13 protein-coding genes and 2 rRNA genes are annotated in these 14,319 nt (G+C 36.5%); 6 read left to right on the top strand and 9 right to left on the bottom strand.

Annotation, left to right across the window (positions count from 1 at the left end; all coding sequences use genetic code 11):
• Positions 1-555: 555 nt before the first annotated feature.
• From V5290_RS14550 to V5290_RS14535, 4 genes are all read right to left on the bottom strand, one after another.
• Positions 556-1,725, bottom strand: coding sequence for a nucleotide sugar dehydrogenase (locus V5290_RS14550; RefSeq protein ID WP_333387282.1), 1,170 nt, complete (start codon positions 1,723-1,725; stop codon positions 556-558).
• A gap of 178 nt (positions 1,726-1,903) precedes the next feature.
• Positions 1,904-2,860 carry a DHH family phosphoesterase gene (locus tag V5290_RS14545; RefSeq protein ID WP_333387279.1) on the bottom strand — a complete coding sequence of 319 codons (957 nt, stop codon included), beginning with the start codon at positions 2,858-2,860 and terminating at the stop codon, positions 1,904-1,906.
• 58 nt (positions 2,861-2,918) lie between these two features.
• Positions 2,919-4,034, bottom strand: a complete 1,116-nt coding sequence (wecA, locus tag V5290_RS14540) for a UDP-N-acetylglucosamine--undecaprenyl-phosphate N-acetylglucosaminephosphotransferase (protein ID WP_333387276.1) — start codon at positions 4,032-4,034, stop codon at positions 2,919-2,921.
• A 606-nt stretch (positions 4,035-4,640) separates the two neighbouring features.
• Positions 4,641-5,465, bottom strand: a complete 825-nt coding sequence (locus V5290_RS14535; RefSeq protein ID WP_333387273.1) for a hypothetical protein — start codon at positions 5,463-5,465, stop codon at positions 4,641-4,643.
• A gap of 348 nt (positions 5,466-5,813) precedes the next feature.
• On the opposite strand from V5290_RS14535, the gene V5290_RS14530 reads away from it, so the two are divergent.
• From V5290_RS14530 to V5290_RS14520, 3 genes are read left to right on the top strand one after another with little or no spacing between them, the layout of a single operon-like run.
• A complete protein-coding gene (locus V5290_RS14530) occupies positions 5,814-6,509 on the top strand; it encodes an ABC transporter ATP-binding protein (RefSeq protein ID WP_333387270.1) in 696 nt (231 codons plus the stop codon).
• Positions 6,509-8,353, top strand: coding sequence for an ABC transporter permease (locus V5290_RS14525; protein WP_333387267.1), 1,845 nt, complete (start codon positions 6,509-6,511; stop codon positions 8,351-8,353). Before V5290_RS14530 ends, V5290_RS14525 begins: the two co-directional genes overlap by 1 nt.
• 6 nt (positions 8,354-8,359) lie before the next feature.
• Entirely contained in the window at positions 8,360-9,022 is a 663-nt protein-coding gene (locus V5290_RS14520) for a DUF3299 domain-containing protein (protein WP_333387264.1), read from the top strand.
• A gap of 60 nt (positions 9,023-9,082) precedes the next feature.
• Here the strand turns inward: V5290_RS14520 and V5290_RS14515 are convergent, their stop codons facing one another.
• Positions 9,083-9,514: a hypothetical protein gene (locus V5290_RS14515; protein WP_333387261.1), complete on the bottom strand. Its 432-nt coding sequence runs from the start codon at positions 9,512-9,514 to the stop codon at positions 9,083-9,085.
• Between the two features lie 168 nt (positions 9,515-9,682).
• Between V5290_RS14515 and V5290_RS14510 the strand changes: the two genes are divergently transcribed.
• Genes V5290_RS14510 through V5290_RS14500 form a run of 3 tightly spaced genes read left to right on the top strand, consistent with a single transcriptional unit; the run spans position 9,683 to position 11,419 of the window.
• On the top strand, positions 9,683-10,288 hold the full coding sequence (locus V5290_RS14510; RefSeq protein ID WP_333387257.1) for a flavin reductase family protein: 606 nt from the start codon (positions 9,683-9,685) through the stop codon (positions 10,286-10,288).
• The gene (locus tag V5290_RS14505) at positions 10,285-10,722 is read left to right on the top strand and encodes a DUF393 domain-containing protein (RefSeq protein ID WP_333387254.1); all 438 of its coding nucleotides are present in this window, start codon (positions 10,285-10,287) and stop codon (positions 10,720-10,722) included. The genes V5290_RS14510 and V5290_RS14505 overlap by 4 nt, the downstream gene beginning before the upstream one ends.
• Positions 10,685-11,419: an SDR family NAD(P)-dependent oxidoreductase gene (locus V5290_RS14500; RefSeq protein WP_333387253.1), complete on the top strand. Its 735-nt coding sequence runs from the start codon at positions 10,685-10,687 to the stop codon at positions 11,417-11,419. The genes V5290_RS14505 and V5290_RS14500 overlap by 38 nt, the downstream gene beginning before the upstream one ends.
• A gap of 42 nt (positions 11,420-11,461) precedes the next feature.
• On the opposite strand, the gene V5290_RS14495 is transcribed toward V5290_RS14500, so the two are convergent.
• The 4 genes from V5290_RS14495 to V5290_RS14480 all read right to left on the bottom strand — a co-directional run.
• Positions 11,462-11,857: a DUF2391 family protein gene (locus V5290_RS14495; RefSeq protein WP_290040767.1), complete on the bottom strand. Its 396-nt coding sequence runs from the start codon at positions 11,855-11,857 to the stop codon at positions 11,462-11,464.
• A 32-nt stretch (positions 11,858-11,889) separates the two neighbouring features.
• A complete protein-coding gene (locus V5290_RS14490) occupies positions 11,890-13,020 on the bottom strand; it encodes a DUF3541 domain-containing protein (RefSeq protein WP_333387246.1) in 1,131 nt (376 codons plus the stop codon).
• Between the two features lie 909 nt (positions 13,021-13,929).
• A 5S ribosomal RNA gene (gene rrf, locus V5290_RS14485) occupies positions 13,930-14,045 on the bottom strand.
• 148 nt (positions 14,046-14,193) lie between these two features.
• Positions 14,194-14,319, bottom strand: a 23S ribosomal RNA gene (locus tag V5290_RS14480); the annotation flags it as partial.

Genomic DNA, 14,319 nt, shown 5'->3' with positions numbered 1-14,319 from the left:
CTTTACGCCCCCTTTTTTAGTCTGCAGATCTTTTTTGTGTTGTGATTTAAAGTTTCCTAAATCACTTTTACAAAGCAGTAAGCCCAAAGTCAACACACTAAAATCAAAACACTGCAGGCTAAAGCCAGCGCCCCTTAAAAGATGCCAAGTAACTTTAGTGAGTGTTACGTAAACCTTAAACCTTAAAACATACTTTGTAATATCCGCCGATAAATGCAAAAGAGCAGCGGTAGCTATCATGCGTAGCATGATATTCGGGACGCTGGCTTTAGCCTGCCAGTATGCGAGTCATCGCATACAACGATTAGCTACAACGAGCAAAACGAACTAACAATCAATTCAACACACAAAAAAACAAAACACTGCAGACTAAAGTCTGCGCCCCGAAGTCAAAACAAGCAGGCTGAAGCATGCGCCCCTTAAAACATGTTTCGTAACTTTTATAGATAATGTGAACAACAAAGCTAGCAATACTTCCCAACTTCCTCACCAACAAAAAAGCCGTTGTTTATTTAACAACGGCTTTTTGAGTGTTTACTTGTGTTCTATTTGTGATTAATCACTACCAAATAGGTCACGAGTATATACTTTGTCGGACACGTCTTTGATTTCGTCTACCATACGGTTAGATACGATCACATCAGACATTGCTTTAAACTCATCCAATGATTTAACCACTTTTGAGTTAAAGAAGTCATCGCCTTCAAATACAGGTTCATAAATAACAACTTCAATGCCTTTAGCTTTGATGCGTTTCATGATGCCTTGGATACTTGAAGCTCTAAAGTTATCAGATCCCGCTTTCATAATAAGACGGTAGATCCCTACTACTTTAGGTTGTTTACCGATAATAGAATCTGCAACAAAGTCTTTGCGTGTTGAGTTAGCATCAACAATTGCACCAATAATATTGTTTGGTACATCTGCATAGTTAGCACGTAACTGTTTAGTATCTTTAGGTAGACAATAACCGCCGTAACCAAAAGATGGATTATTGTAATGGCTACCGATACGCGGATCTAAGCTAACACCTTCAATAATTTGACGACTATTTAAGCCATGAGCCTCTGCATAACTATCTAATTCATTAAAGTAAGCGACACGAAGTGCTAGGTAGGTATTAGAAAATAATTTAACTGCTTCAGCTTCCGTTGAGTCGGTGAAAAGTACATCAATATCTTCTTTGATTGCGCCTTCTACTAATAAACCTGCAAACGTTTCTGCTCGCTCTGAGCGTTCACCAACAACAATACGTGAGGGATGTAGATTATCGTATAATGCACGTCCTTCTCTTAAGAACTCAGGTGAAAATATTAAATTCTCACAACCTAGCTCTTCTTTAATACTTTTAGTGTAACCAACAGGTACTGTTGATTTAATTACCATCACTGCCTTTGGGTTAATCGCCATTACATCTTTAATGACAGATTCAACTGAAGACGTATTGAAATAATTCGTTTCTGGATCGTAATCTGTTGGAGTTGCAATAATAACGAATTCAGCGTCTTTATAAGCTAATTCTTTATCTAAGGTTGCAGTGAAGTTAAGTGTTTTATTTGCTAAAAAGTCTTCTATTTCGACATCAACAATAGGTGATTTTTTCTCATTTAATAACGCAACTTTTTCTGCTACAACATCTACCGCAATCACTTGGTTATGTTGAGCGAGTAAAACTGAGTTAGAAAGTCCAACGTATCCTGTCCCTGCTACCGCTATTCTTCTCATTTTATATTCTCTCTATACTCAAAATTTAACAAACATCAAATTATAATTATTATATCAATGTGAACTATACCGTTACTTTTAAATAAAAGTAGACACAAATCAACAAACACCGTTATTTTATTGCTTAACCCACTCCTTAAGGAGTATCAAAGTAGTGTATTGCTGATCTTATAAGCATTTAACGGTAGTAATCTTCTACTGTATTGATGAAAACAGGCAACGATTCGAGTGGTAAATGATTTACACCTGCAGCTGCTGCACGACCACCACCCGTTTCAAATTGACTACAAATGTCACCGGCACCTTGTTTATTCTCTAAAGGCGCACGTAATGAAACTAAATACCCGCCCTGTGCATTTTTGGTTAATACTGCAAATGCACTATTAGGGCCTTTATTCGCTAGCAAGTTGCCGTATACACCACTAATGCGGCGAGACCATTTTTGGTCAGGTAATTCAAATACGCTTAATATTTCACTACTGTGCATAGCTGGAATTGCTAATGCTTTTTCTAGATCATCTTGGTATGCAGCTTGTAATGCATAATAAGGCGATGCTTTATCTGCAAATACATCAAATGGGCTTTGATACTTTAACAAAGCTTGAAAAAGCTCAGCTGGGTCAAAGTGTAAATCGCTTAAATCTGCACCGTACCCATTATAGTTAATTAACGTACCTAACTCTTTCAACAGTTCAGCTTGTTCTTTGCTATAACCTGCAGCAGCTGATAGTTGATCTGCCTTCGCAATTAAATTATCACCATAAGCAGCACAAATAGCCCAATCATGGAATTGGCCATTCAAATGCTGATCTATAATTAAAGCGGTGCACATATTAGCATCAAGATCGATCAAAGCATTTAAATTGCTATGTTCAGGGATATCGCCGGCACGGTGATGATCTGCATAAAAGACGTCACATCCTTTATCTAATACTTCTAACAATGGCTGAGTATTTTTTTCCATTGAAATATCTAAAACAGTAAAACTATCTTGCGCTTCAGCAGAGACAGTTTTTAATAATTGAATATTACGTTTTACACCAGTAACAAGCGTTGAATTTAATGGAGTAGATAAACGAAGTTGAAGTAACGAGATAATACCGTCGGCATCCCCGTTAAAAATATCATAATGCATAACAAAACCTTTCTTATGAAATGGGTAATCTAAGCCGGTAGTGATTTATAAACCGTATTTAGTTGACACTATTAGCTTTATTACCAAATAAACCATGAATTATACGACTCACTTTATGACTATGAGAATAGAAATGAAAGTACGTAACAAATAAAATAATTAAAGATATCGACATCACTACTTCAGACGCATCAATAATCTCACCAACGACACCAATACTAGCGGTGATCAGTGCTAATAAAGAGATAAATACCAGCACTTGAGTATCTGATAAACCTATATCTTGTAATTTGTGATGTAAGTGGCCTCGATCAGCTTGGAATGGAGATTGTCCGACTTTAAGTCGTCTAATTATGTTAGCAATCATATCCATGACAGGAATAGCCATTAACCACAATGCTATAACAGGTTTGAAAGCGATAGATTCAAGTGATTTGGAGCTATTATCATCAATATGCATCGACTCTTGGCTGCCAGCCACCAGCAAACAAATCATTGTAAAACCAATGAAAAAACTACCAGAATCGCCCATAAATACTTTATAACGGTTACCTGGCAATAATGATAAATTGCACATTAAAAAGGGAATCAACGCAGCAATAAAACAAACACATGTAGAGGAAAGGTGGTATTGCCCATTAACCGCAAATAAAACAGCCATTGCTGAAAAACTAATAATACTTAGGCATCCTAATAAACCATCGACACCATCCACCATATTAAAAGCAGTAATCACTCCAATCACTACTATGATGGTGAACAATAATCCAAAACTACTTAATTCAACTTCTCCTAAAGCAAATAAATTACCGAGAGACAGAATTTGCAGATCTGCAAAGTAGTAAAGAAAGGCTGTAATCGACATCATCGACATAAGTCGTAAAGACACTTTCAGGTTTACTTTATCGTCAATGACCCCTAACAGCATTAAAAAACCGGCACAAAAAACAAAGGCAAGTATTTCTGGAGTAAAGTTTTGATTCATGAATAAAGCAAACACTAAAGCAATGTAGATGGCAGGGCCACCAATAACCGGAATATTACCTTTATGTAATTTACGATGGTCAGCTTTATCTACAAGACCGAATTGAATGGCTTTAGGGTGGAAGAAATAAAATAAAAAGGCTGAGACAGCAAAGGACATAAGCGATGTTATTATCATTGAACTTAACATTACTGACACCTTTATTGTTTGTTTACTTATTGTTCATAATCAATACGTATATTAAAGCTTACAAAATAATTTTATAAGTCACTATTTTTAATATGATTTTAATATAATGAAAAGATTAACTCATAACTCAGATTGTAATCGAATTTGACTTTTAATCAAATAACCAATGGCTAATAAAAGACCTAATACCTATTAGTAAGTTCATATAAAATGGTCATTATTTTTCTCATAAAAGCTTTGAACCCACTGACTGTAGGGCTTAGGTTAATCTTATTTATGGCTAATTTAGATTACTCCGAAAGGAATAAAAATTAGGTTAACTGTGGTTTGTTCTTACTTTTCAGAGCAACTTTGCGCATTTAAACAAGTAAACAAATACGATGAATTTTATTACTGACAAACTAAAAATAAATGATCCCATATCAGACTATGGTGACGATTATTGTAAATTATTGATATTCACTTTTGATATAAAACGAGCTGCAGATTTTCTGGGTGCAACATTGATTAGGAAAGTTGTTAATAAAGCATTATTAAAGTGTGAAAAAATTAAAAGATATAAAGCGATCTTATTAGATCGCTTTACAGTTCTATCTAATAAGTATTTTAGCTTTTGCTGTTATCTACTAGTGTGAAGTTCATTTCACAGATATCACCAAATTTCACCGTCGAAGTTGCACCTACTAATGTTTCATGTACACCAGTAATAGCACCTGTACTACAAATTGCACCAGCAGGAAGTGTAATTCCTCGTTCTGCACAACAGTCAATCATAAACGCTAGAGCCGCCATAGGACCATTTAAAATACCGTCAGTTGGCGCCGTATTAATCAACTCACCATTGATACTAGTACTAGTTTCCATAGTAGTGATTGCAGTTTCCCAATTTTCAATCTCGGTTCCTACAATTACACCGTACTGATTACCAATATCTGAAATAATTGCCGTTGGACCGTAACTATTTAAATCAATCACAGGACTACTTGCCATTTCAATACCTGCATAAACAGATTTCACTAGATGTGTTACACCTTTAGCTGTATCGATACTGCCAGGTTTAATCTCTTGATTGATTTCTACTACTAATTCTGGCTCGATAGCGATAAACCCACCAGCAAATACAGGTAGTTCAAACGCTTCACCTGTTGCTTGTTTTTCTGTTAATTGAATATGCACATCTTTAAAAACAGGGCCTAAAACACGCACATCACCTAGAGAGTCACGTAAATCAGGTGGAATCATACCCACTTTCCAGCCAACAATTTCTTGATCAGAAGCTGCGATAGATCCATCTTGTACTGTGTAAGCTTCCTTTAAAGTACTTGGAATAGGTCCAGGAAAACCGTCTACGATACGAACTTCTTTACGAGCACTTGATAAAGCTTGAGCTAATTCACTAATTTGCTCACTAGATAATGGGGTAGTTGACATAAAATACTCTCACAATGGTTTGATAAATTTATGGTTTATTGGCAACAATTAAAAATTGTGCAATTAAATTCAGTATAAACGCCCTATTAGTTCAAACAAAGTGATTCTTTTGTATTACTTAATGATTTTGACTGAGATCTATTATTCGATAACTTACTTCGAAAATATTGTGAAATACAAATAATTTGACATAGTAGAACGCTGGTTACTTTTACATTTAGTTGAATATTTTTATCCGTTTCCCTTGTTTCTCCAAGAGATTTTTTTTGATTGTGTTATGTTATAACAGAATAACTGTTATATTGTAACAAAGTAATATTTGACGACATTCAAACCCAAGAGAAAAATATGATCAATATAAATAACTTACGCTTTGCTTGGCAAAAAGAGCCGATTATTAATATCAATGCATTCAGTATCGAACAAGGGCAACACCTTTTTATTGAAGGCCCTAGTGGTAGTGGTAAAAGTACATTATTAAATTTACTCGGTGGTGTTATTACGCCGCAAAGTGGCGATGTTGAAATACTTGGGCAGTCATTAAATCAAATGTCTTCAAATCAGAAAGACAGCTTTAGAGCAAATCATATTGGCTTTATATTCCAGCAATTTAACCTTATCCCTTACTTAAGTGTGTTAGAGAATATTACCTTACCTTGCACCTTCTCTTCTGATCGTAAACAAAAAGCATTGAGTCGAAGTGGTAGCTTACAAAAAGAAGCAATACGATTATTATCTGCATTAGGAATTGATGATACACAGCTAATCCAACGTAGCGTGAATGAGTTAAGTGTTGGGCAACAACAACGTGTTGCAGCTGCAAGAGCGATGCTAGGTAGTCCTGATATTATTATTGCAGATGAACCAACTTCTGCACTTGATAATGGCCACCGCCAAGCATTTATTAAAATCCTATTTGAGGAGTGTGAGAAAGAAAATATCACGCTTATCTTTGTTAGTCATGATTCCACATTAAAGCATCATTTTTCTCACCATATTAATCTGCTAGAGCTTAACCAAGTTAACATTAAGGAGGCCTTATAATGGCTATTTTATCATTAGCTTTTAAGAGCTTACTTAACCGTAAACTAACCTTTTTTATTACCCTCTTTTCAATTGCTATCAGTGTCACTTTATTACTGGGTGTACAAACGTTAAAAACAGAAACCAATAGCAGCTTTATGAAAAGTATTTCTGGCACTGATTTAATCATCGGCTCTAGAGGGGCATCATCACAGTTACTATTAAGTTCAGTTTTCCATATCGGTAATACCCCTAACACCATCCAATACAATACTTATAAAAAGATTAGCCAATCACCTGCCGTTGAATGGGCAGTCCCTATTTCATTAGGCGATTCTCATAAAGGCTATACAGTAATGGCCACAGACTTAACTTTTTATGATTACTTTAGCTTTGCCAATAAACAACATTTAAGCGTTGAAAAAGGCGCGATTGATAATGATATGTTTGCTGTTGTTATTGGCTCTGAGGTTGCTGACAAATTAAATTACAAGATTGGCGATCAAGTTATCGTGACTCATGGAGGCGGCGAAATAGAAGGTCATCATCATGACAACATTCCTTTTTATATTAGTGCGATTCTAGCGCCCTCTTTTACTGCGATTGACCAAACGTTAATTATTTCATTAGAAGCTATGGAAGCGATGCACACCGATAATCACGGCCATTTTGGTGCATTACCAGGTGAACAGATCTTACCAAGCGATAAGCATAAAGATCATGACGAACACGAACATCATGATGAAACAGCACATGAAGAGCATACTGACCATGACGAACACGAACATCATGATCAAGCCGCTCATGAAGAGCATGCTGACCATGACGAACATGAACATCATGGCGAAGCTACCCATGAAGAGCATGCTGACCATGACGAACATGAACATCATGACGAAGCTACTCACGAAGAGCACGCTGAGCATGACGAACATGAACATCATGACGAAGCTATCCATGAAGAGCATGCTGACCATGACGAACACGAACATCATGAGGAAGCTACTCACGAAGAGCATGCTGATCACGACGAAAATGAACATCATGATGAGGCTTCCCATAAAGAGCATGCTGACCATGACGAACATGACGAACATGAACATCATAACGAAGCTACTCACGAAGAGCACGCTGACCATGACGAACATGAACATCATGACGAAGCTACTCACGAAGAGCACGCTGACCATGACGAACATGAACATCATGATGAAGCTGCGCATGAAGATCACGATGACCATGATGTCCATGCACACCATGGTCACCAAGATACACAAGACCAACGCGTTGCACGTTTATTAAAAATAAAACCTGAAAAAATTAATGCTATTTTTGTTGGATTAACATCACCGCAAGCAATTTTAAGTATGCAAAGCTATGTTAATAACTACCCAACAGAACCTTTATCAGCGATTATTCCTGCTGTAGCGCTTCAAGAACTATGGCAGTTCTTCAGCCTTGCTGAAGTTGCACTGAACATAGTGACTGCTTTTGTTGTCCTAGTAGGACTATTAGGTATGTTGAGTATTATCTTAATGAGCTTAAATGAACGTCGAAGAGAAATGGCGATACTACGCTCGGTAGGAGCAAGACCGGGCCATATATTTGGATTAATCATTGGTGAAGCAGGTTTTGTTTGTTTTGCTGGTATTTTATTGGGTGTTGCATTACTTTACCTACTGCTATTTACATTACAAACACCGTTAGCAAGCTATTACGGCTTCTATTTAGACATCAATATGCTTACGCCTAATGATTTGTCTATTTTAGCAATCATTCAATTAAGTGCGTTGATTATCGCATTTGTTCCTGGATGGTTGATTTATAAATATTCACTATCAGATGGGATGAGTATTAAGTTTTAGGAAGATATGAAGAAACTATTAATAATCACTCTATTGCTGAGCTTAACCTCGATGGTTCAAGCTCAGCCAATGAAAATTGGCTGGCAGGATTTAGAAGGTAAAGTTGAACCTTACCAAGACCCTTTTGCAGACCTAACAGATGACCAGTTATATAACTTATCTGTGTATGGGCGTATTTCAGAAATGCAGCGTCTCTACCCAGATTACGAATTAACTGAGGGTATGTTACAAGAAGCAGAAGATGCTAAGGCGCAACTTATAGCTGAAAATGTCGACATTGATTATATGTTTGCACAACGCGAAATTATTATCAAAAAACGCGAAAAGGCAGCATTAGTTACCAATGATCTATTAGCTGATAGAGAAATTGAAATGTCGGGTTATATGCTCGCATTAGAATTTGATAAAGGAACTGTTTCTGAATTTCTACTAGTCCCAACGATCGGGGCTTGTTCGCATAAACCTGTGCCGCCCGCTAACCAGTTAATTTTTGTGAAAGCAAAAACTCCAGTTGCTGCTGGCTCACCTTTTATGCCAATTAAGATCACCGGTACTTTACGTATAACACCTGAAGTGAAAGATCTATACCTTGTGGACGGTAATAAAAAAATCACTATGTCTTACAGCTTAGACAATGCGATTGTAGAACCTTACATTGCAACACACTAAATAATACCGATCACTTATTTTACATAACTTGATGGTAGCCACTCCATCGCTGCCATCGAGTTATTTATTATTTCGAGTCACCTTAAACCCTTTCCCTGTTTCACTTAATAAGTTCACCGTGACCGTTTTATCACCCCAGCCATGATCGTTACATTTAGCACGTATCACCACTTTCTGTAGATCAGGTTTAATCTGAACATTACACAAACTGCGTGTGAAAGGTTGTTCATTATCATGAGGGTGAAGTAACTTTCTTTCGCCTAATACATTACCTTGTAGATCCAAAACTTGCCATGCATCTGCATAATGTTTCCAGCCTTGGTCATTATGATGCACCTGAGTATTAAAACACCAACTCCCATTTTGGCTCTGTGTAGCTTGTACATAAGTTACCTGAGCGTGATCCAATGAAGCACTTTCGGTGTTACTTGCCTGTACAAAAGGAGTGATAACAAATGATGTTAATAATAAACAAAGAGAAATGCGTTTCATTAGTTCACCTATAGCTTTGATAAAGGACTATCAAGATAACATGACACGGGGTTAATTTTATAAACGGTAGATCTTAAGTTAAGCAAAAAACGTATATTTAATTATCGAAGCAGACGCTAGGAGATTACTATCGCCATTCAACATTTTAATCAACAACACATTAAGCAGATGCCAACACGAAATAGAGCTCAGTTTATTAATAGCTTATCTGGCTTTAAAAGCGCTAATTTGATTGCTACGCAAGACAAACAAGGTCATACCAATGTTGCTATTTTTAGTTCAGTAGTACATTTGGGAGCTTCACCTGCATTGGTGGCTTTTATCATGCGACCTGATACAGGACAAAGACACACTCTGGATAATATTCTTGAAACTCAGGTTTATACCATTAATCAAATTTCTGAGACTTTTTACAAACAAGCTCATCAAACATCTGCACGATATCCGATAGATGATAGTGAATTTGATATGACAGGGTTACATTGCGGTTACCTCGATCAGGTTCCTTACGTCAAAGAAAGCAGCTTAAAGTATGTGGTTAAATTAAAAGAAATATTACCTATTACACTTAACAATACACAAATGGTGATTGGTGAAATTACAGATGTGCTATGCGAAGAAAGTGCCATTACAGAAGACGGCTATATTGATATAGAAGCATTACAAACAGTTTCTGTTTCAGGTTTGGATAGTTACCACAGTAGCCAGCGATTAAGTCGATTGAATTATGCTAAACCAAACATACCATCCCACGAAATAGAGCCTTCAAAATGAATACACAGCAACTTACTATTTTTTATGATGGGCAGTGCCCACTATGTAGCTTGGAAATGCAAAGGCTAAAAGAGCAGGACAAAAACAATTGTATCCTACTCGTTGACCTACACCAGGCAGACTTTAATACGCTTTATCCTGAAATCGATATTGAACAAGGCTTGGCCATTTTACATGGGCAATACAAAGGTCAAATATTATTGGGATTAGATGTTACTCATCGAGCTTGGACACTAGTTGGTAAAGGCTGGCTAGTCGCACCATTACAATGGCCAATTATAAAACCCATCTCGCATCAGGTTTACCTATTAATCGCTAAATATCGTCAACCTATTTCAAACTTCATCTACCAACGTTTTGGTATAGGTGTTAAACATTGTGAACAAGGAACCTGTTATGGCAACCCCAACGACACTAATAATCGGAGCAAATAGTGAAATAGCAAAAGCATTAGCGCTACAAACAGTGCAGGAAAATAATAATGCATTAATTGTTATCACTCGTGATGCTAGCTTTTACCATCAACCTCTATTTCATAATAGTAAAGTGATTACCCTAGCTGACTATCAAGAGCAATCTATTGTTGAAGCTATTGAACTGCTCAAGGCAAGCACAGAGACACTGGTAACCAATGTATTTATCTGCCATGGATTACTGCACAATAAACATGTCACACCTGAGAAACGCTTACAGGCTTTCGATGTGGATAGTTTTACTGAAGTGATAAACGCTAATACTGTTACCCCTATGCTATGGTTGAAAAATCTAGTGCCATACTTATCCGGTAAACAGGTATGTAAGATTGTTACTTTTTCAGCAAGAGTTGGTAGTATTTCGGATAATAAAATTGGAGGTTGGTACAGCTACCGTGCCTCTAAAGCAGCGACTAATATGTTGTTAAAGTCTGCGGCTATTGAGCTTTCCAGAACAGCTAAAAATATCAAACTTATTTCATTTCATCCAGGTACAACGGATAGCCCTCTATCTAAACCGTTTCAAAAAAATGTACCAGAAGGTAAATTATTTACTAGTGAATTTGTTGCATCTCAATTATTTAATATTGTAGCGAATACCGACCTAGATGGTGAAGCTAGCTTCTTAGACTGGAAAGGTGAAAGTATCCCCTGGTAAAATACTATAAAGGGTAAGGGTAAGGGTAAGGATGCTCCCTCCTTACTCTTTATCAAAACTATCTACTACAATTGCTCCCATTGATGCCGGCATACTGATAACAATAATACGTTTAATAGCAGTCCAAGGAGAGTCAATAAATGGTAATTTATTGAGGCATAGTAATACGAGTGCAACAACAAATGCAGTCATTAGATAAGCAATCACAATACGAAATACAAAAACAAAGCGTCTATGTTGAATGTTAGTTTGGAAAACACTATGGTAGGTATAGAGGCTTAGAAATAAAATCGATAACGACAATAACATTAGTAAATTGCCTGTAGGTAATGTCTCACCAAGATGCCATGCCTCTTCTGAAAATGATACTGGCACTGCTAATGCAAATGCACCTACAAATATCTGCCCTGCATCTTCTACATTAAAACTATATTTCATATAAACCTTTTTATTGGTTTTAATTTGGAATGCTATTTAGTAGTCAGACCATAAGGAACAGACTTAAATAACTCAGGTTGATTATTGACTGTTGGCGCATGATGTACGCCCTGCCAATCTAATAACATAATGGCTAAAACATTACGATGCTCGCCTTTTTCAAGATCAAACTCACCGTCTGCAGAGGGCACTAAACCATGCTCTCTATCTAGTGCTTTTTGAATAACACTTCGTGTTTTAAGTAGCACCGGATCATCAGTTAGACCTGCAAGTAAAAAATTGATACCAACTTCTGCAATCACATCTTCTTTGGTACGCTCGATAATCATATCAATGTTATTTCGATAATAGTTATATATCCATTGGAAATCATTTTCCTTAATCGGATGTTGATAATATGCCGAAGCAGCAAATATAATATGAGTTAAACCATACACTTTGTTGATCAACTGCTGTTCAGATAAAAGATGATCTTGTTGGTCTGGATAGGCTTGTTTAAATGCATTAATAAACTGTGCTGTTACATCCTGTTCACCCAACTGCTTTAACCAATATACTTGATTAGCCAATTGCGCAGCCCACGCTTTTATCATCTCTCTATTGGTAGCATAAATACTGAAGTCATAGCGGCGTATAACTTCTCTTAACTTAGCATCCTGTTGATGCTTTAACCCATACTCATTTGCACGTGCCATAGACCCTAATAAATCAACACCAAGATATAAATACTCAGGGAGATCTTTTGTCACCTGAAAACGCAATACACTGCGTTCACTTGAATCAGTTAAGTAGTTGCTAATACGTTTTGCTGTATAATCGGCTATCTGCTGAGGAGTATGTACTTCATTACTAAAATAATTTAAACGACTTGCTACTCTAGCCAAATCAGACCAAATAGCAGCAGCATACTTCTCATCTAAAGTTTGACGATACATTCTCAACCCGTAATGGCCTGACTTGAAAGCAGGTAAGGTATATAACTCAGATTCATAGGTATCACGGATCAAAGCAGCGTCTTGTTTGAATGTGTTTTCAATAATGGTTTGATCGTTAGAATGATGAGAAACAGAATGCGTAGAGATATTTTGATTAAATGGTTCAACAAAAACCATTGCGATTAATAAGCATAGAACAACGACTAAACTAAGTATGAGTGATTTCATAATTACTTCCTTATCAATAGGTATTACCCTTTAATAGCAATACATTAATATCCTGATTATTTTATAAAACCTAATACTATCTACTAAAAATTAGCAAAATAAACCTATCTTTAATAACGTATAATCAAAGTAATGAATAATAATACCAATCACACTAAGTAACTGATCTATTTTACTTGTTAAAATAACTTATTTTTTTGTTGTAACTTTCGTAAATAGAACAACTATTAAAGAATTAACATCTTATCGTTAATTCTCCGATAGACTATTAACGAAGTTAATCGACGAAAGGCTTAAGTTACGCCTTAAACTAAGTCATTTTTCCTGCGCAAAATTTAGATCACTTATTTAATGCAATTGGTATAAGACATTGTTTAAATGCTTAAGTTGCTACTACCAAATAAACATTTTTAACAATCTGATATCTGTACTAATGAAGAAAGGTTAATGATTAAGCTATGGCATAATTAGCTAGATGACAAGATTCAAACAATAATTGGTAGTTTCGATGATAAATAATTAATTAGTAGCTATAACGATTGTATTCAACTTAATAATCGGGCCGCTGGCTTTAGCCTACTTATACCAATCACACTAATTAACTGATCTATTTCACTTATTTAATGTAATTGGTATTATTTTGAGTTTCGACTTTTAATTTGTTCAACCTCATACTGCTCGTTTGTACCTGAAGGCGAATGGACGAACACAGTTAATAACTGCAAATAACCAATCAACTCCCTGTAAGTATCAAAAAAGATTAACACAGAAAACTGCAGGCTGAAGCCAGCGCCCCTTAAAAGATGTTTCGTAATTGGGAGGGTAAATATCGCTAGGCTCAGATATGCTCGGATTCCAGGTATAAAAAAACCCTGTCGACGTAAGTCAACAGGGTTCGTTTAATGAGGCGCTTGGCGATGACCTACTTTCACATGGGGAGACCCCACACTATCATCGGCGCAGCTGCGTTTCACTTCTGAGTTCGGCATGGGATCAGGTGGTACCACAGCGCTATGGCCGCCAAGCATAAATTGTAATTAGGAAAGTGACATTCTAATGTTCTTTTTCGTTGTTCTATTCAATCAGAAATATGTAAATACGCTATCACAAGCGTTTATATTTTAACGTCTTCTTTGACAATCTTGGTAAACACCAACACTACTTAGGTGTTGTATGGTTAAGCCTCACGGGTAATTAGTACAAGTTAGCTCAATACGTTACCGCACTTACACACCTTGCCTATCAACGTTGTAGTCTCCAACGGCCCTTTAGGGAACTTAAAGTTCCAGTGAGAACTCA

Origin of the sequence: Psychromonas arctica (assembly GCF_036697365.1) — a bacterium.
In the GTDB taxonomy this organism is placed as follows: Bacteria; Pseudomonadota; Gammaproteobacteria; order Enterobacterales; family Psychromonadaceae; genus Psychromonas; species Psychromonas arctica_A.
Note: the sequence above shows the minus strand (reverse complement) of the source record. Positions and strands in the feature narration are given on the sequence as shown.